We start from the raw sequence: 18,373 nt of genomic DNA, 5'->3' as shown, positions 1-18,373 counted from the left end.
TCAGTCTCGCATTTGAGACACCATCCGGCCTTAATCGCTATTATCATGCGAGCGGATTCGCTAATTGAGGATGACCATTTCATGCTGAAGAAGATCGGTATTGCCCTTTTCGCCGCCACATTTCTGGCAGGTTGCACCACCGATCCCTATACCGGGGATCAGAAGATGTCGAACACCGCAGGCGGTGCTGCGATCGGCGCGGCTGTGGGCGCTCTTGGTGGTCTCATGGTCGGTGGTTCCAGTCGTGCGCAGCGCAATGCCGTATTGATCGGTGCAGGTATCGGTGCACTCGGTGGTGGTGCAATCGGCAATTACATGGATCGTCAGGAAAATGAGCTCCGCGCGCAGTTGCAGGGCACAGGCGTTTCCGTGACCCGTAATGGCGACCAGATCATCCTGAATATGCCGTCCAGCATTACTTTCGATACCGATCAGGATCAGGTGAAGAGCCAGTTCTATCCGACGCTGAACTCGGTCGCGATTGTGCTGCGCAAATTCAACCAGACGCTCGTAGACGTTTATGGCCATACCGATTCGACCGGTAGCGTCAGCCACAATCAGGCTCTTTCGCAGCGCCGCGCCGCTTCGGTTGCAAGCTATCTCGGCTCGCAGGGCATCGATCCGCGTCGTTTTGCCGTTATCGGCTACGGCGCGAGCCAGCCGGTCGCTACCAACGCGACACCCGAAGGGCGCGCGCAGAACCGTCGCGTAGAGATCCAGATCTCGCCGCTTCGCGCCGCAAGCTGATTCCTTTCCTGGGTTGATATTTTTCAAGCAACGCAGTCCTTCGAAAGAAGGGCTGCGTTTTTCTTTGTCGTGCCGAATCGTCAGACAGGCAATTTGGTTTGAATTAAGTTAATTCGTGGATAGTTCTTATATTTTCGCAATCGCTGATGTTAGAGAACGATTATAGAACAAAAATACGGAATCGTTTATAATCAATGATTTAATCGCATTGCCAAATGAGAACAAAACAGATACAAATAGATCGTGGCAACGAGCCTGCCGGGCTTCTAGCGAGACAAGAGGATGGTGTAAGATGTCTCAGAATTCATTGCGACTTGTTGAGGAAAATTCAGTGGACAAGACTAAGGCTCTCGATGCGGCATTGTCGCAGATCGAAAGGGCGTTCGGCAAAGGCTCGATCATGCGCCTCGGCCAGAACGATCAGGTAGTCGAGATCGAAACCGTATCGACGGGATCGCTCTCGCTGGACATCGCGCTCGGCGTCGGTGGCTTGCCCAAGGGACGTATTGTCGAGATTTATGGGCCGGAAAGCTCGGGTAAGACGACACTTGCATTGCATACGATCGCGGAAGCACAGAAGAAGGGCGGTATCTGTGCGTTCGTCGACGCGGAACATGCCCTTGATCCGGTCTATGCACGCAAGCTGGGTGTTGATCTTGAAAACCTGCTGATTTCGCAACCGGATACGGGCGAGCAGGCGCTTGAAATCACCGATACGCTTGTGCGCTCAGGCGCTATCGACGTTCTCGTTATCGACTCCGTCGCAGCCTTGACGCCGCGCGCGGAAATCGAAGGCGAAATGGGTGATTCCCTGCCTGGCCTGCAGGCGCGTCTCATGAGCCAGGCGCTTCGTAAGCTTACCGCGTCGATCTCGCGTTCGAACTGCATGGTGATCTTCATCAACCAGATCCGCATGAAGATCGGTGTGATGTTCGGGTCGCCGGAAACGACGACGGGCGGTAATGCCCTCAAGTTCTACGCTTCGGTTCGTCTCGATATTCGCCGTATCGGCTCGATCAAGGAGCGTGATGAAGTCGTTGGCAACCAGACCCGCGTGAAGGTCGTCAAGAACAAGCTTGCACCTCCCTTCAAGCAAGTCGAATTCGACATCATGTATGGGGCCGGTGTTTCCAAGACCGGTGAGCTGGTCGATCTTGGCGTGAAAGCTGGTGTTGTCGAGAAGTCTGGTGCGTGGTTCTCGTATAACTCCCAGCGACTGGGACAGGGCCGTGAAAATGCCAAGCAGTATCTCAGGGACAATCCGGAGACAGCCCGTGAGATCGAGACGACACTTCGCCAGAATGCCGGATTGATTGCCGAGCAGTTCCTGGAAGATGGCGGACCTGAGGATGATGCTGGCGATGCTGCTGAAATGTAAGATCGCCAACATCTGATGAATTATCGAAGCCCCGTGCAAATCGCATGGGGCTTTGTTGTGCGGCGATATATTTTGCTGAGCGAGCAGTACCGATTTTATCGTCTTCCAGCAGAAATTGCTTTTATGGCGCAGCGTACTTATCTGGACAGAAAAGCAAGGCATCGTTAAAAGCGGTCAACCGAAAACTCCACTTCACGTTCTAGCAGTGCGGCAGAGCCTCGGGTCTTCGACGATCGTTGGCGGCTGTGGGAGTTTGAACAGGACAATTGATACTGCTTTCTGCAAAGCTGTATCCGTGCAGGGCAGAAAAGCCCAAGGGTGACTTATGGCTGGCGTTAACGAGATAAGGTCCACATTCCTCGATTATTATCGCAAGAACGGGCATGAGGTCGTCCCATCGAGTCCGCTTGTTCCGCGCAACGATCCAACGCTTATGTTCACCAATGCGGGCATGGTGCAGTTCAAGAACGTTTTTACGGGTCTTGAACACCGCTCCTATAACCGTGCCACGACTTCCCAGAAATGTGTTCGGGCCGGTGGCAAGCACAACGATCTGGACAATGTCGGCTATACCGCCCGTCATCACACTTTCTTTGAAATGCTCGGCAATTTTTCGTTTGGTGACTATTTCAAGGAAGAGGCTATCAGCTTCGCCTGGAACCTGATCACGAAGGAATTCGGTCTGCCGAAGGACAAGCTGCTCGTCACCGTTTATCACACGGACGACGACGCTGCGAATTACTGGAAAAAGATCGCCGGTCTTTCCGACGACCGCATTATCCGCATCGCCACCAGTGATAATTTCTGGGCCATGGGCGACACTGGCCCGTGCGGCCCATGTTCCGAAATTTTCTTTGACCACGGTGATCATATCTGGGGTGGACCTCCCGGATCGGCTGACGAGGACGGTGACCGTTTCATTGAAATCTGGAATCTCGTTTTCATGCAGTTTGAGCAGATCACGCCCGAACAGCGCATCGACCTGCCGCGTCCGTCCATTGACACTGGCATGGGGCTGGAGCGCGTCGCTGCAGTTCTGCAGGGCGTACATGACAATTATGATATAGATCTCTTCAAGGCATTGATCCGCGCTTCGGAAGAGGCAACTGGAGTAAAGGCCGAGGGCGAATTCCGCGCCAGTCATCGCGTCATTGCTGATCATCTGCGTGCTTCGAGCTTCCTGATTGCCGATGGCGTTCTGCCGTCCAACGAAGGTCGTGGTTATGTGCTGCGTCGCATCATGCGCCGTGCAATGCGTCACGCCCAGCTTCTCGGTGCGAAAGAGCCGTTGATGTGGCGTCTGCTGCCCGCCCTGATCCGCGAAATGGGGCAGGCCTATCCGGAACTTATCCGTGCGGACGCCTTGATCTCCGAAACGCTCAAGCTTGAGGAAACCCGTTTCCGTAAGACGCTGGATCGTGGTCTTGGTCTACTATCGGATGCAACGGAAAGCCTGGTTGAAGGTGACCGCCTCGATGGGGAAATCGCTTTCAAGCTTTACGATACTTATGGATTCCCGCTTGATCTGACGCAGGACGCGCTTCGCCAGCGCGGCATTGCCGTCGATACGGATGGCTTCAGTGCTGCCATGGAACGCCAGAAGGCTGAAGCGCGTGCCAACTGGACCGGGTCCGGTGAAGCTGCCACGGAAACGATCTGGTTTGGTATTAAGGATAAGGTCGGGGCGACTGAATTCCTCGGATACGAGACGGAGATTGCCGAGGGCGTCATCATGGCGCTTATTCGTGATGGCGCAGAAGTGCACTCCGTTGCCGAAGGCGATGCTGTTTCGGTCGTGGTAAACCAGACCCCGTTCTATGGCGAATCGGGCGGCCAGCAGGGCGATACCGGCACGATTTCCGGTGAAGGTTTTGCCATCACCGTCAAGGATACCCAGAAGAAAGGCGAGGGCGTCTTCGTTCATATGGGCGAAGTTACCAAGGGCACGGCGAAAACCGGCGATTCCGTCGAGCTGAAAGTTAATTCGGTACGCCGTACGCGCATTCGTTCCAATCACTCGGCGACCCATCTTCTGCATGAAGCACTGCGCGAAACGCTCGGCAACCATGTAGCCCAGAAGGGTTCGCTCGTTGCACCGGATCGTCTGCGTTTCGACTTTTCGCATCCGAAACCGATTTCGGCTGAAGAGCTGGCGCAGGTTGAAAGCCTCGCCAATGAAATCATCTTGCAGAATGCTCCCGTCAGCACGCGTCTGATGGCCGTGGATGATGCCATTGCCGAAGGAGCGATGGCACTGTTTGGTGAAAAATACGGTGATGAAGTTCGCGTCGTTTCCATGGGCACCGCCAAGCAAGGTCCGAAGGAAGGCAAGACTTATTCGGTTGAGCTTTGCGGTGGAACGCATGTGCGCCAGACCGGCGATATCGGTCTCGTCCGCATTGTTTCGGAAGGTGCCGTTGCAGCAGGCGTTCGTCGTATGGAAGCGCTGACCGGCGAGGCGGCACGTCTTTATCTCGAAGAACAGGATGAACGCGTAAAGGCAATCGCCGGTGCATTGAAGACAACACCGTCTGAAGCGCTGGAACGCGTCAATGTGCTGCTCGATGAACGCAAGAAGCTGGAAAGGGAACTTGCCGATGCCCGCAAGAAGCTTGCGCTTGGCGGTGGTTCGGCAGACGGCGGCAGTGCCGTCGAGGCTGTGAACGGCGTCAATTTCCTTGGCAAGATCGTGACCGGCGTTTCCCCGCGCGACCTGAAACCGCTTGCCGATGAAGGCAAGAAGCAGGTCGGTTCCGGTGTTGTGCTGTTTATCGGTGTTGGTGAAGATGGCAAGGCGAGCGCCGTAGCTGCGGTTACGGAAGACCTGGTTGGTCGCTTCAGCGCGGTTGATCTGGTTCGCGCTGCTTCCGCAGCCCTTGGCGGCGCAGGTGGCGGCGGTCGCCCGGACATGGCACAGGCCGGTGGGCCGGATGGCGAAAAAGCTGATGCTGCGGTTACCGCGGTCAAAGCACTGATCGTCTAGTTCGACACAAAAAGGCCGGGTCATTCCGGCCTTTATCATAGGTGGAATTAGGCCGCATGCACCGTGCGGCTATCGTCAGGCGCTTCGCTGCGCTCATCCAGCCCATAGTCCCTGAGAATGCTGGCCACGCGCAAACGATAATTCTCAAAAACGCCGCTCCGGCCCTTGTTCTGTGCGGCCCGGTGCGAGGGCAAGTTGCGCCATGCGCGCACGGCTTCTTCGTCGCGCCAGAAAGAGAGCGAGAGTAACTTGTCCGGATCGGCCAGGCTCTGAAAGCGCTCGATCGACAAAAAACCGTCGATCTTGGAGAGGTCTTCGCGCAGGCTTGCGGCAATATCGAGATATTGCCCGCGTCTGTCGTCATCGGCTGGCCAGACTTCGAATATGACGGCAATCATGGCTTGATGAACTCCCCATGTGGTGCGGATTGCAGTTTGAGGAAGATGCGGTCCTCGGATCGGATGAACTGCTCCCGACGCGCAAATTCATAATTGGAACGGCCGATGGGATCGGCGGCGAGCCGCGCCCGATATGCTTCGTATGCGGCCAGGCTGTCGATTGAGTAGACGCCGTATGCTGACGTCAGCGATCCTTCATGCGGCCCGAAATAACCGATAAGATTAGCGCCGCAGCGCGGAATGGCCTGTCCCCAGTTGCGCGCATATTCGGCAAAGGCGTCTGCTTTGAACGGGTCGATCTGATAGCGGATGAAACAGGTAATCATGCGTGTCTCCTTCAAATGCATGGTTTCGATGGTGACAATGTAGCAATTGAAATACCTCCATAGTTCGGTTAACATCGAAGTATGAAAGATGGTCCGATCATAGCTTCCGTTGCAGCGCTCCTAGGCGATCCCGCACGCGCAAATATGCTCACAGCACTGATGGATGGTCGCGCGCTGACTGTCAGTGAACTTGCATCGGCTGCGGGTGTGACGCTCCAGACAGCGAGCGGCCATCTTGCAAAGCTAGACGCAGCCAATCTTCTGGTCGCTGAGAAGCAGGGTCGGCACCGCTATTTCCGGCTTTCAGGAACGGATGTGGCCCAGGTTCTGGAAGGTCTTATGGGGCTTGCGCAGCGCACCGGCGCTGTGCGGGTGAGGACTGGCCCGAAAGATCAGGCGCTACGCAAGGCGCGCATCTGTTACGACCATCTGGCCGGTGAACGTGGCGTCGAGATGCTCGATGCCTCACACAGGCTTGGGCTGATCGTCGATGATGGTGAGCCGGTGCTGACGGAAAAAGGTAAATCGTTCTTCAGTTGCCTGGGCGTGGATGTGACGATTCTGGAGCAGGGTAAGCGCCCGGTTTGTCGTCATTGCCTTGACTGGAGTGAGCGCCGCAACCATTTGGGCGGAGCGCTTGGCGCGGCACTGTTGAACCATTTCATTTCTAAAGGCTGGGCGCGCCGGGATGAGGGGCGCGTCATTGCCTTTTCACCCAAAGGTGTGCAGGCATTCTCACGCACATTTGAGCTGGCTGGCCAGATCGTATGAGCCGGAACAGGCAGTTTTGGCGCTCTAAATACTTGTTTTAACGCGCATCCCGAAAACCGTTTCTCACTTTTCGGGATGCGCTCTAATGCTGCGTGGCGGCCGCGGCTGCTTCGTCCAACTCGGTAGCCCGTTTCATCGCGGGGCGATCCTTTAGCCGGTCCCAATAGGCGACAAATGCTCCTTTGGCGGGCAAAGTGCCGAAGCGCAGGCCCCAGCCGATGTGCGAACCGACATAAACGTCAGCGGCGGTGAAGCGGTCGCCGGTGATATAAGGGTGGTGCGAAACCGCCTTCTCCAACGTATTCACGACTGTATCGTAATTGCCGTAGCCGACCATTCCCTGCTTGTCTGTAGGTACTTCAAAACCGAGTGCATGATTGGACAAAGCGGCTTCCACAGGACCAGACGTAAAGAACAGCCAGCGGAAGAAATTCGCACGCTCGTTGGGATGCGGTGCCAGACCAGCTTCGGGAAATGTTGTTGCCAGATAGGCGCAGATCGCAGCCACTTCTGTTACCACTGCATCGCCATGACGCAGGGCGGGAACTTTTCCCATCGGGTTGATTGTGCAGTAGTCGGGCCCCTTCATCGGCGGGCCAAAATCCAGTATTTCCACATCATAGGGTTTGCCGATCTCTTCCAGCATCCAGCGCGCAATGCGTCCACGCGACATCGGGTTGGTATAGAGCTTCAACTCTGCCATTTCATCCTCCCAGTAAGAGGTGTCAGGATGCGCTTTTTCCCTTGAAAAGGAAACGAAAAAACCCGGCAGCGATGCTGCCGGGTTTTCTGGAACGATGATAAGCGTCGATTATTTGATCAGGCGGCCATGGCCTTCTGAAGGTTCTCATCGATCTTGTCGAGGAAGCCGGTGGTCGAGAGCCAAGGCTGATCAGGGCCGATAAGCAATGCCAGATCCTTGGTCATGTAACCGCTTTCGACGGTGTCCACGCAGACCTTTTCCAGCGTATCTGCAAAACGCTTCAGTTCGGCATTGTCGTCGAGCTTGGCGCGGTGAGCGAGACCGCGGGTCCATGCGAAGATCGAAGCGATCGAGTTGGTCGAGGTTTCCTCGCCCTTCTGATGCTGACGGTAGTGACGGGTCACTGTGCCATGTGCAGCTTCAGCTTCGACGGTTTTGCCATCTGGAGTCATCAGGACGGAGGTCATCAGGCCGAGCGAACCAAAACCCTGAGCCACGATATCCGACTGAACGTCGCCGTCATAGTTCTTACAAGCCCATACATAACCGCCGGACCACTTGAGCGCCGATGCAACCATGTCATCGATCAGGCGATGTTCGTACCAGATCTTGGCTTCCTTGAACTTGTCAGCGAATTCAGCCTGATAGACTTCTTCAAAGATGTCCTTGAAGCGGCCGTCATAGGCCTTGAGAATGGTGTTCTTGGTCGAGAGATAAACCGGATAGTTGCGCTGCAGGCCGTAGTTCAGCGAAGCGCGCGCAAATTCACGGATGGATTCGTCGAGGTTGTACATGGCCATTGCCACGCCAGCGCTCGGTGCCTGATAGACTTCATGCTCGATGGTTTCGCCATCTTCACCAACGAACTTGATCGACAGTGTGCCCTTGCCCGGGAACTTGAAATCGGTCGCGCGGTACTGGTCGCCGAAAGCGTGACGACCGACGATGATTGGCTGCGTCCAGCCCGGAACCAGGCGAGGGACGTTCTTGCAGATGATAGGCTCGCGGAAAATAACGCCGCCGAGGATGTTACGGATGGTGCCGTTTGGCGACTTCCACATCTTCTTGAGCTTGAATTCTTCAACGCGGGCTTCGTCCGGCGTAATGGTTGCGCATTTTACGCCGACGCCGTGTTCCTTGATGGCGTTTGCAGCATCAATGGTAACTTGGTCATTGGTAGCATCGCGGTGTTCGACCGACAGATCGTAATATTTCAGATCGATGTCGAGGTAAGGATGGATAAGCTTGTCCTTGATGAACTGCCAGATAATGCGGGTCATCTCGTCGCCGTCGAGTTCGACGACCGGGTTCGCAACCTTGATTTTTGCCATGGATGAAGCCTCTTTTTCAATGCGTCGCGCCCGTATAGCACTCGCGACGGATAAGGCAAAGCTTAAGAGGCTTATTCTTTGGCCTACAGAGCGTTTAGATGGTCAAAATTTCGGGATAGATTTGCGAAAAGCGCGAAACGGCTTTTGGACCGGATCAATCACGCCGCGCGATCGTCGCCGCGGGATTGCTCCCATGAGGATTGCCGCTGGCGATAGTTTTCCTGCTCCCTGACCAGAATGGCGTCAGCATCCAGCGTGGAGATGGCAGTTGATCTGTCTGTAGGAACCAGACCGTTCAGTTGAAGGGAAAGATAGCGCCCGCAGCAAACCCGCAGGAACGATGCAAAATTGTCGAGGTCATGCCCCTCATTCCGGGATTCATCGTAAAGTTTGCCGATAAGGCGGCTGACCGTAAGGTCATCGCGTACCGCGATTTCTTCCAGAGTCCACCAGAAGAAATTTTCAAGCCGAACGCTTGTCACGACGCCATCGATACGCAGCGAACGCGTCACACTTGACCAGAGTTCAGGATCGGCACCGATGAACAGCCTGCACATGATTTCCTCCGGGTTGTTCTCCCAAGCCAATGTCGCGCAGTTTCGCCTTGCCTGCAACCTTGTTGGGAAACAGGCAAGGCGTTGCGGTCAGCCATGCGTGATCCTGGTGCCGAGAACGGTGAGGAACTGTGACAGCCATGCCGGATGGGCAGGCCAGGCGGGCGACGTGACGAGATTGCCGTCCGTAACAGCCTGATCAACCGGAATATCGGCATATGTGCCGCCGGCAAGTTCAACTTCCGGGCGGCAGGCCGGATAGGCAGAGCAGGTGCGACCTTCCAGAACACGTGCCGCAGCCAGCAACTGCGCACCATGGCAGACCGCTGCAACAGGCTTGTTCGCCTCGAAGAAATGCTTCACCACCGCGATAACTTTGTCGTCGAGACGCAGATATTCCGGCGCCCGGCCACCTGGAATGACCAGAGCGTCATAGCTCTCCGGCTTTACGTCGGCAAATGTCGCATTGAGCGCGAAGTTATGGCCCGGCTTTTCCGTATAGGTCTGATGGCCTTCGAAGTCGTGAATGGCTGTCGCTATATGATCGCCAGCTTTCTTGCCGGGGCAGACGGCGTGAACCGTATGGCCAACGGTCAGCAGTGTCTGGAATGGGACCATAGTTTCATAGTCCTCACCAAAGTCGCCGCAAAGCATGAGTATCTTCTTACCGGACATGGTTTCCTCCCTTGATCCTGTATCTGGTAGAAGCAGTCTGGCATGGATGGGCGGCAAATAGGTGTTATCGGGCTACTACACAGGCTTTTCCCGCAATCACGTAAGGGGAATCTTTGCGATTCCGCGTCAATTATGTAAGGGAAACGCCACGATACGATAGCTAAAGCGGAAGAGATCATGGCAGGAACAGATAAACAGCGCCCCTTTATCGCGGAAGGACCGGCAATCGTGCTGGTGGAGCCGCAATTGCCGGAAAACATCGGCATGGTGGCGCGCGCCATGGCGAATTTCGGACTGGCAGAATTGCGTCTGGTCAATCCGCGCGAGGAATTTCCGAGTGAAAAGGCGAGGGCGGCAGCCAGCAAGGCCGATCATGTGATCGACAATGCGGTGGTTTATGATGACCTCCCTTCTGCTATCGCCGATCTCAATTTCGTCTATGCGACAACGGCACGCGAACGCGATGGTTTCAAGCAGGTTCGCAGCGCCGTGGAAGCGGGTGGCGAACTGCGCCGCCGTTTCAGGACCGGAGAGAAGACCGGCATTCTGTTCGGTCGAGAACGATTCGGTCTCAGCAACGAGGAAGTCGGTCTGGCGGATGAACTGGTGACGTTTCCGGTTAATCCGGCATTTGCCTCGCTCAATATTGCGCAGGCGGTTCTGCTCATGTCCTATGAATGGATGAAATCGGGTCTTGAGACGCAGACGGAGACCGTTTTTCGCGGTCCGGAGCTTGAGCTGGCGCCGAAACAGGAGTTGCAGGGACTCTTCAATCACCTCGAAGAAGCCCTTGATGTCAGGGGGTATTTCCGCCCTGAAGCCCGCAAGGAAATCATGGTCAACAATTTGCGCGCTGTCCTGACGCGCGCTGGTTTTGCCTCTGCCGAATTGAAGCTGCTGCGCGGGGTTGTCACCTCGCTCGATGTATTCACGCCAAAGAAGCCACGGGGTTCCGGGGCTCCGGAAGGACGCGCGCGCAAACCCGCGACCGAGACTCCGGCAACAAAGGACAAGGACGAATGAAAAACGCACCCGCTGAGCGCTTTTCCGCCATTCCCCCCGTCGACGCTGAAAGACCCATTCTGGTTTTCGACAGCGGTATTGGTGGCCTGACGGTTTTGCGTGAAGCGCGGGTGCTTATGCCGGACCGTCGCTTTGTCTACGTTGCCGACGATGCCGGATTTCCTTATGGCGGATGGGAAGAGGATGCGCTCAGGGCAAGGATTGTCGAACTGTTCGGCAAGCTCATCGCCGCCTATGACCCCGAAATCGCGGTCATTGCCTGCAATACGGCTTCCACGCTGGTGCTGGATGACTTACGGCAAGCCTATCCTTCGGTGCCGTTTGTCGGCACGGTGCCGGCAATCAAGCCCGCTGCTGAAAGAACATCATCGGGGCTCGTTTCCGTGCTGGCGACCCCCGGTACTGTCAGGCGCGCCTATACGCGCGATCTCATTCAATCTTTCGCGTCCCAATGCCATGTTCGTCTCGTCGGTGCCGACCAACTGGCTGCGGTAGCGGAAGCCCATATTCGCGGCGAGAAGATTAATGAGGCGCTGGTTGTGGAACAGATTGCTCCCTGTTTCATTGAGCAGGATGGCAGTCGCACCGACATTGTCGTTCTGGCCTGCACGCACTATCCGTTTCTTGCCAATGTGTTTCGCCGTCTCGCGCCATGGCCGGTGGACTGGCTTGACCCTGCAGAAGCGATCGCCCGCCGCACCGTTTCACTGCTGAAACCACGCCGCGCTGATGAAGAACTGCATCATCACAATGATCAGGCGGTTATTACATCCCAGAATCCAGACTATGCCATCCGCAGGCTCATGCAGGGTTTTGGTCTGCATTTTGCTTGAGTGGCCACTCTCAAGGTCTTGAACTTTCCGGCTATGTAGCGATCATGGCAATGATCGTTTTATAGGGGAAGATGCAATGACCGGGACCATACCACAGATCACCCTGCCTTCGGGCCAGACGGTTCCAGCGCTGGGGCAGGGCACCTGGTATATGGGCGAGGACAGCACGCAACGCCGCTATGAAATCGAAGCATTAAGGACTGGCGTTGATCTGGGGATGACGCTGATCGATACGGCGGAAATGTATGCTGACGGCGAGGCGGAAGATGTTGTCGGTGAAGCCATCACCGGCTGTCGCGACGATGTATTTATCGTCAGTAAGGTATTGCCGTACAATGCTTCACGGAAGGGAACAATTGATGCCTGCGAGAGAAGCCTGCAGCGTCTTCGCACTGATCATATAGATCTGTATCTGCTGCACTGGCGTGGGCGATACCCTCTTGAAGAGACTGTCTCTGCATTTGAAGAACTGCAGCATACCGGAAAAATCGCGAGCTGGGGTGTCAGCAATTTCGATGCGGCTGATATGAAAGAGTTGGTCGGTATAGCAGACGGCAAAGCCGTATCGACAAACCAAATACTCTACAATCTGACGCGACGTGGGCCGGAATTCGATCTGATGCCATGGTGTGTTGAGCGCAAAATTCCGCTGATGGCTTACTCGCCCATTGAACAGGGTCGATTGCTGGGGAGCCCGGTACTGGCGGAAATTGCAGACGAGACGGGCGGAACACCAGCCTCTGTCGCGCTCGCATGGACGATGCGTGGTGGCAATGTCATCGCAATTCCAAAATCCTCCAACCCGCATCACGTGCGGGATAATAGAAAAGCCGCAGAGTTGCGGCTTTCCGAAGATCAATTGAAACGTCTGGATTTGGCTTTCGCGCCACCTGTCCGAAAGACGGCGCTGGAAATGCTCTAACCGGCTTCCTTCTGACGCGTATCCTTCTTCGCCTGAGCGACGCTTGCGGCCTTTCGAAGCCGTCCACGCTCTGCCGGACGGACAAGGCTGTCGTATTTTTCGTTCGGGATGTTGCGCATGCCGTTAAGTGCATGACGTGTGTTGAAATCCTTCCCCTTCTTTTCATTTGCCTCCTTGGTCGCGAGCGCTTTTCGAGCGTTGGCAATCAGTTCGGCGCTGGCAGACATACGGCGGCGGCGTTCAACTTCGGTGTTGATGCGGCGCACTGCCATGGCCAGTACGGAAACTTTCAGATGCGAACCTTCATCCGCCTTGGACGGTGATGTGCCGCGAGCAGCTCCCTTTCCGCGCATTTCGCGTCTGCGCTGGTGGGCCTGGTCTTTTGCCTTTTTACGGCGTTCGCGGATCAGCTTTGCCAGATGGGAAAGCTCTTCGTCGGGAACGTCCTGCAAAAAAGGATGATGCGACTTTTCCACCAACTCTTTTTCGTCGGCATTGAGAGCGCGGGCTTCCTGCTTTTTGGTGACGGCCATGGGACATCCTTTCTGCTAACGACAATATCTCTGCTGAGGAGATATAGGCCTGAACGTCACGCCGGGAAGATGTGTTGCTCATTCTGGTTTTTCGCTTTTCGCTTCGAGACGTTTCAGAATTGCCTTCAGTTCGTTGAGAGGCAGATGTTCCGCGCCAATGGTTTCGCTTTTGGTCGTTGAGACGATGTTCAGGATTTCATCGAGTTTCGCCTGCGTCGCGCTTGCTTCTCGATCCTGAGCGTTTTGGATCAGAAACACCATCAGGAAGGTGATTATGGTGGTCGATGTATTCACTACGAGTTGCCATGTGTCCGAGAAGTTAAAGAACGGCCCGCTGATCCCCCATATGATGATAGACAAGGTAGCCAGTACGAATGCCAGATAATGGCCGGCAAGTTCGGCGGCTTTTTCGCTGAGCTTTGTGAAGAATTTTGACATCGCAACCTCCCAACAGCAGACTTAAAACGTTTTATGGAGGGAGGCGGTTCCGTAATCGCCCGTGCTGGCGGAACTTTCAGGCGCTGGTCACCGTTTGATCTACATTGAAAACGCGGAGGTGAAGCGATGGAGATTGTCGAAACCCGCATTAGTTCGGTCGGAGGATTCAAGCTCTACATGGTGGAGTTTGTCACCGAGGGTGAGGAAAAGATTACGGTCAAGGTTGAGAACGAGACAGCAGCGGAGCTGGCGCGTGATGACGTGATACGCCGTGCGGCAATCAAGCTCGGCAACGCCCTCGGTGTTGCATGTATGGAATGCGGCATTCAACCTGAAAGCTTGCTGACACGCCCAAGCGCACGTCGTGCGGGTGATCGGGCTGAGTTGGAACGTCAGCTCGAAGAAGGTTTGGAGGATACGTTCCCGGCCAGTGATCCAGTATCGGTCACCAGTTCCACGATTGCCGGTTTTGCCGGGCCCAAAAACTGAACGATGGTTGCAAGCAAGAAGCCGGACTGTTCGCCCGGCTTCTGAAGTTGTTCAGAAATTGAGTCCTGTACTGGATATATCTATTTGATAATATTCAATTATTACGACGCTTGCCTTCCATCAGGTCGAGGACGGCGCGAGCGCAGTCGAGCACATTCGAACCTGGTCCGAATACTGCCGCCACACCATGGTCGAACAGATACTGATAATCCTGACGCGGAACGACGCCACCGCAGACGACGATGATATTTTCCGCGCCCTTCTTGCGGAGGGTGTCGACAAGCTGAGGCAAGAGCGTTTTGTGACCAGCGGCTAGCGACGAAACTCCGAGAACATGCACCCTGGACTTGATCGCCATATCGGCGGCTTCGTCCGGAGTCTGAAACAGGGGGCCAGCCAATACTTCGAAACCGATATCGCCAAATGCTGAAGCGATGATTTTGGCACCGCGATCATGGCCGTCCTGGCCGAGCTTTGCCACCATTACTTTCGGGGTTTCACCGATCTGCTTCGAGAAATCACCGAGCCGGTCAACCAGCGTCTGATATTCCGGCTCGTCCTTGTAGGCCGCACCGTAAACCTTTTTGACGACCTTCGGAACCGCAGCGTGATCGCCGAATGCGCTGCGCATGGCATCGGAAATTTCACCAACGCTGGCGCGGGCGCGGGAGGCATCAACGGCGGCAGCAAGAAGGTTGCCTTCACCGGTCCTGGCGACTTTTTCCAACTCCGCAAGGGCTGCTTCGACTTTTACCTTGCTGCGCGTTTCCTTGATACGGTTGAGACGTGCAATCTGCGACTGGCGAACGGCGCTATTATCGATTTCCAGAATGTCGATTTCGTCTTCCTGCTCAAGGCGGAATTTATTGACACCGACAATGACCTCTTCGCCCTTGTCGACTGCTGCCTGCCGTTTGGTGGCAGCTTCTTCAATGAGGCGCTTCGGAAGGCCGCTTTCGACAGCCTTTGTCATGCCGCCGAGTTTCTCGACTTCCTCGATCAGTGCCCATGCCTTTTCGGCCAGTTCATTGGTGAGGCTTTCAATGTAGTAGGAGCCAGCCAGTGGATCGACTACTTTGGTCACACCGGTTTCGTTCTGGAGGATAAGCTGCGTATTGCGGGCAATGCGAGCTGAAAATTCCGTTGGCAAAGCAATGGCTTCGTCGAAGGAATTGGTGTGGAGCGACTGGGTGCCGCCGAGTGCCGCAGACATTGCTTCAAATGCCGTGCGGACGATATTGTTATAGGGGTCCTGTTCCTGAAGTGATACGCCTGAAGTCTGGCAATGCGTACGCAACATCAGCGAGCCGGGTTTCTTCGGATCGAATTCCTTCATGATGCGCGACCAAAGCAGGCGCGCAGCGCGCAGCTTGGCGATTTCCATGAAGAAGTTCATGCCTATAGCGAAGAAGAACGACAGGCGACCCGCAAAATCATCGACATTCAGGCCCTTGTTCAGGGCTGCGCGTACATATTCACGGCCATCCGCAAGCGTGAAGGCCAGTTCCTGAACCAGCGTCGCGCCCGCTTCCTGCATGTGATAGCCGGAAATGGAAATCGAGTTGAACTTCGGCATTTCGGTAGCGGTATAGGCGATGATATCCGCAATGATCCGCATGGAGGGTTCCGGCGGATAGATATAGGTATTGCGGACCATGAACTCCTTGAGAATGTCGTTCTGGATTGTGCCGGAAAGCTGGGCGCGGGGCACGCCCTGTTCTTCGCCTGCGACGATGAAATTGGCGAGGATCGGGATCACAGCGCCGTTCATCGTCATGGAGACGGAGATTTTTTCAAGCGGGATGCCGTCGAAAAGGGTCTTCATGTCCTCGACGGAATCGATGGCAACACCAGCCTTGCCCACATCGCCTTCGACGCGTGGGTGGTCGCTGTCATAGCCGCGATGGGTAGCAAGATCGAAGGCCACCGATACGCCCTGCTGACCGGCAGCAAGCGCCTTGCGGTAGAAGGCGTTCGATTCTTCCGCCGTCGAGAACCCGGCATATTGCCGGATTGTCCACGGCCGACCAGCATACATGGTTGCGCGGGGCCCGCGCAGGAAAGGCTCAAAACCGGGCAGGGTGCCCAGATGGTCAATGCCTTGCAGATCGTCTTCCGTATAAAGTGGTTTGACGTCAATGCCTTCCGGCGTGTGCCAGACCAAGCTGTCGGCAGGCCGCTTCAGTTCCTTTTCAGCCAGTGTTTCCCAGTCTGCTCGGGTGGTGGGGCGCTCGCTCATATCGAACCTCACTCAAATTCCATAATCAGTTCATCCACGGCAAGGCTTGCGCCTGCTTCCGCCGTAATGCGCTTTACGGTAGCACGGCGTTCCGCACGCAGCACGTTTTCCATCTTCATGGCCTCCACAGTGGCCAGCGGCTGACCGGCCTCGACCGTTTCACCATCCTTGACAAGGATCGATGTGATGACGCCGGGCATCGGGCAGAGCAACATTTTCGATGTATCAGGAGGCAGCTTTACCGGCATGAGCTGTGCAAGTTCTGCGATGCGCGGCCTGCGGACGTGGGCAACTACATCCATGCCGCGCCAGCGCAAGCGCCAGCCCGTGCCCGAACGAGAAACCTTGATGGCAATGGGTTTGCCGCCAACAGTGAAAGAGCCCAGATGACTACCGGGATGCCAGTCACTGGCAACGGGCAGGCTGCCACCATCCATGAAATTGATTGTCGTTCCGCCTTCCCCTTCCGCAATCCGAACCGGCAAAGCGGACCCACCCAGTGTTGCCACCCAATCGGTCGCCATGGATTGCTGCTCGCTGGAAATCCGCCCCGAAATCTGCATGTTGCGCTGTTCGATCGCAAGACTGATCTGGGCGGCAACAGCCGCAAGCACCCGCGCATCATCTTCCGAAACCGGCACACCGGCGAAGCCGTCCGGGTATTCTTCGGCAATGAACGCGGTGGTAAGTGCACCCTCGCGGAAGCGCGGATGATCCATTACTGCCGACAAGAAAGGCAGATTGTGGCCGATGCCTTCGACCTCGAACGCATCCAGAGCATCTCCCATTGCATCGATGGCGCTGATGCGGTCCGGGCCCCAAGTGCAGAGCTTTGCGATCATCGGATCATAATACATCGAAATTTCGCCGCCTTCGAACACGCCGGTATCGTTGCGCACGATTGTACCATCCGAATTGCGGCCTTCGACTGGTGGGCGATAACGGGTAAGTCTGCCGATAGAGGGTAGGAAGTTGCGATATGGATCTTCCGCATAGAGGCGGCTTTCCATCGCCCAACCGTTCAGCTTCACGTCGTTCTGGCTGAAACGGAGTTTTTCACCGGAAGCAACGCGGATCATTTCTTCCACGAGATCGATGCCGGTGATGAGCTCCGTCACCGGATGCTCAACCTGCAAACGCGTATTCATTTCAAGGAAGTAGAATTGGCGCGCGCCGTCGACGATGAATTCCACCGTGCCCGCTGAAAAGTAGCCAACGGCCTTTGCGAGAGCCACAGCCTGTTCGCCCATGGCTTTGCGGGTGGCTTCATCAAGGAATGGCGAAGGTGCTTCTTCGATAACCTTCTGGTTACGGCGCTGGATCGAGCATTCGCGCTCGCCGAGATAGATGACATTGCCGTGTTGATCGCCCAGCACCTGAATTTCGATGTGGCGCGGCTGGGTAACGAACTTTTCAATGAAGATGCGGTCGTCGCCAAAAGAAGACTTGGCCTCATTGCGTGAAAGCTGGAAGCCTTCGCGAGCTTCGTCGTCGTTCCATGCGATACGCATGCCTTTGCCGCCGCCGCCAGCAGAAGCCTTGATCATCACAGGATAGCCGATGCTGCCAGCAATTTTGACGGCCTCGTCTGCATCCTCGATCAAGCCCATATGGCCGGGGACCGTGGAAACACCGGCTTCGGCGGCAAGCTTCTTCGATGTGATCTTGTCGCCCATGGCTTCAATGGCATTCACCGGCGGGCCGATGAAGGTGACATTCGCCGCCTTCAGAGCTTCAGCGAAGCGCGGGTTTTCCGACAGAAAGCCATAGCCGGGATGCACGGCATCCGCGCCGGTTTCCTTGATGGCCGCGAGGATCTTGTCGATGACGATATAGGACTGATTGGACGGCGCTGGTCCGATATGGATTGCTTCGTCGGCCATTTTGACATGCAGGGCGTTGCGGTCGGCGTCGGAATAGACCGCCACCGTTGCGATGCCCATTTTCTTCGCCGTCTTGATGACCCGGCATGCGATTTCGCCGCGATTGGCAATGAGAATTTTCTTGATCATGTGCGTTTACTCAAATGA

General features: G+C 55.7%; 18 protein-coding genes. 8 read left to right on the top strand and 10 right to left on the bottom strand.

Annotated elements, in window-relative coordinates:
- Positions 1–81 precede the first annotated feature (81 nt).
- From FIB18_RS14795 to alaS, 3 genes are all read left to right on the top strand, one after another.
- Complete coding sequence (locus FIB18_RS14795; RefSeq protein ID WP_140021443.1) at positions 82–747, top strand: OmpA family protein; 666 nt, start codon at positions 82–84, stop codon at positions 745–747.
- 292 nt (positions 748–1,039) lie between these two features.
- On the top strand, positions 1,040–2,125 hold the full coding sequence (gene recA, locus FIB18_RS14790) for a recombinase RecA (protein ID WP_105542068.1): 1,086 nt from the start codon (positions 1,040–1,042) through the stop codon (positions 2,123–2,125).
- A 325-nt stretch (positions 2,126–2,450) separates the two neighbouring features.
- A complete protein-coding gene (gene alaS, locus FIB18_RS14785; RefSeq protein ID WP_140021442.1) occupies positions 2,451–5,108 on the top strand; it encodes an alanine--tRNA ligase in 2,658 nt (885 codons plus the stop codon).
- Between the two features lie 47 nt (positions 5,109–5,155).
- On the opposite strand, the gene FIB18_RS14780 is transcribed toward alaS, so the two are convergent.
- Both FIB18_RS14780 and FIB18_RS14775 read right to left on the bottom strand, forming a co-directional pair.
- Positions 5,156–5,506, bottom strand: coding sequence for an antibiotic biosynthesis monooxygenase family protein (locus FIB18_RS14780; RefSeq protein ID WP_140021441.1), 351 nt, complete (start codon positions 5,504–5,506; stop codon positions 5,156–5,158).
- The gene (locus FIB18_RS14775; RefSeq protein WP_140021440.1) at positions 5,503–5,832 is read right to left on the bottom strand and encodes an NIPSNAP family protein; all 330 of its coding nucleotides are present in this window, start codon (positions 5,830–5,832) and stop codon (positions 5,503–5,505) included. The genes FIB18_RS14780 and FIB18_RS14775 overlap by 4 nt, the downstream gene beginning before the upstream one ends.
- A gap of 81 nt (positions 5,833–5,913) precedes the next feature.
- Here FIB18_RS14775 and FIB18_RS14770 point away from each other — a divergent pair, with 81 nt between their 5' ends.
- On the top strand, positions 5,914–6,603 hold the full coding sequence (locus FIB18_RS14770) for an ArsR/SmtB family transcription factor (protein ID WP_140021439.1): 690 nt from the start codon (positions 5,914–5,916) through the stop codon (positions 6,601–6,603).
- Between the two features lie 82 nt (positions 6,604–6,685).
- Here FIB18_RS14770 and FIB18_RS14765 read toward each other — a convergent pair whose 3' ends face one another.
- The 4 genes from FIB18_RS14765 to FIB18_RS14750 all read right to left on the bottom strand — a co-directional run bounded on the left by FIB18_RS14765 (position 6,686) and on the right by FIB18_RS14750 (position 9,866).
- The gene (locus FIB18_RS14765) at positions 6,686–7,306 is read right to left on the bottom strand and encodes a glutathione S-transferase family protein (RefSeq protein ID WP_140021438.1); all 621 of its coding nucleotides are present in this window, start codon (positions 7,304–7,306) and stop codon (positions 6,686–6,688) included.
- A gap of 116 nt (positions 7,307–7,422) precedes the next feature.
- On the bottom strand, positions 7,423–8,637 hold the full coding sequence (locus FIB18_RS14760) for an NADP-dependent isocitrate dehydrogenase (protein ID WP_140021437.1): 1,215 nt from the start codon (positions 8,635–8,637) through the stop codon (positions 7,423–7,425).
- A gap of 158 nt (positions 8,638–8,795) precedes the next feature.
- On the bottom strand, positions 8,796–9,194 hold the full coding sequence (locus FIB18_RS14755) for a ribbon-helix-helix domain-containing protein (protein WP_140021436.1): 399 nt from the start codon (positions 9,192–9,194) through the stop codon (positions 8,796–8,798).
- 87 nt (positions 9,195–9,281) lie between these two features.
- Positions 9,282–9,866 carry a DJ-1/PfpI family protein gene (locus FIB18_RS14750; RefSeq protein ID WP_140021435.1) on the bottom strand — a complete coding sequence of 195 codons (585 nt, stop codon included), beginning with the start codon at positions 9,864–9,866 and terminating at the stop codon, positions 9,282–9,284.
- A gap of 177 nt (positions 9,867–10,043) precedes the next feature.
- Here FIB18_RS14750 and FIB18_RS14745 point away from each other — a divergent pair, with 177 nt between their 5' ends.
- From FIB18_RS14745 to FIB18_RS14735, 3 genes are all read left to right on the top strand, one after another.
- Entirely contained in the window at positions 10,044–10,889 is an 846-nt protein-coding gene (locus FIB18_RS14745) for an RNA methyltransferase (protein ID WP_140021434.1), read from the top strand.
- Positions 10,886–11,722 carry a glutamate racemase gene (murI, locus tag FIB18_RS14740; RefSeq protein ID WP_140021433.1) on the top strand — a complete coding sequence of 279 codons (837 nt, stop codon included), beginning with the start codon at positions 10,886–10,888 and terminating at the stop codon, positions 11,720–11,722. Before FIB18_RS14745 ends, murI begins: the two co-directional genes overlap by 4 nt.
- A 76-nt stretch (positions 11,723–11,798) precedes the next feature.
- Positions 11,799–12,644: an aldo/keto reductase gene (locus tag FIB18_RS14735; RefSeq protein ID WP_140021432.1), complete on the top strand. Its 846-nt coding sequence runs from the start codon at positions 11,799–11,801 to the stop codon at positions 12,642–12,644.
- On the opposite strand, the gene FIB18_RS14730 is transcribed toward FIB18_RS14735, so the two are convergent.
- Both FIB18_RS14730 and FIB18_RS14725 read right to left on the bottom strand, forming a co-directional pair.
- Positions 12,641–13,177: a hypothetical protein gene (locus FIB18_RS14730; RefSeq protein ID WP_140021431.1), complete on the bottom strand. Its 537-nt coding sequence runs from the start codon at positions 13,175–13,177 to the stop codon at positions 12,641–12,643. The genes FIB18_RS14735 and FIB18_RS14730 overlap by 4 nt on opposite strands.
- 78 nt (positions 13,178–13,255) lie before the next feature.
- A complete protein-coding gene (locus FIB18_RS14725) occupies positions 13,256–13,615 on the bottom strand; it encodes a low affinity iron permease family protein (protein WP_140021430.1) in 360 nt (119 codons plus the stop codon).
- A 126-nt stretch (positions 13,616–13,741) separates the two neighbouring features.
- Between FIB18_RS14725 and FIB18_RS14720 the strand changes: the two genes are divergently transcribed.
- On the top strand, positions 13,742–14,104 hold the full coding sequence (locus tag FIB18_RS14720; RefSeq protein ID WP_140021429.1) for a hypothetical protein: 363 nt from the start codon (positions 13,742–13,744) through the stop codon (positions 14,102–14,104).
- A gap of 94 nt (positions 14,105–14,198) precedes the next feature.
- Here FIB18_RS14720 and scpA read toward each other — a convergent pair whose 3' ends face one another.
- A complete protein-coding gene (gene scpA, locus FIB18_RS14715; protein WP_140021428.1) occupies positions 14,199–16,343 on the bottom strand; it encodes a methylmalonyl-CoA mutase in 2,145 nt (714 codons plus the stop codon).
- An 8-nt stretch (positions 16,344–16,351) separates the two neighbouring features.
- Complete coding sequence (locus FIB18_RS14710) at positions 16,352–18,355, bottom strand: acetyl-CoA carboxylase biotin carboxylase subunit (protein WP_140021427.1); 2,004 nt, start codon at positions 18,353–18,355, stop codon at positions 16,352–16,354.
- Between the last annotated feature and the right edge of the window lie 18 nt (positions 18,356–18,373).

It is taken from the genome of Brucella pecoris (assembly GCF_006376675.1).
In the GTDB taxonomy this organism is placed as follows: domain Bacteria; phylum Pseudomonadota; class Alphaproteobacteria; order Rhizobiales; family Rhizobiaceae; genus Brucella; species Brucella pecoris.
Note: the sequence above shows the minus strand (reverse complement) of the source record. Positions and strands in the feature narration are given on the sequence as shown.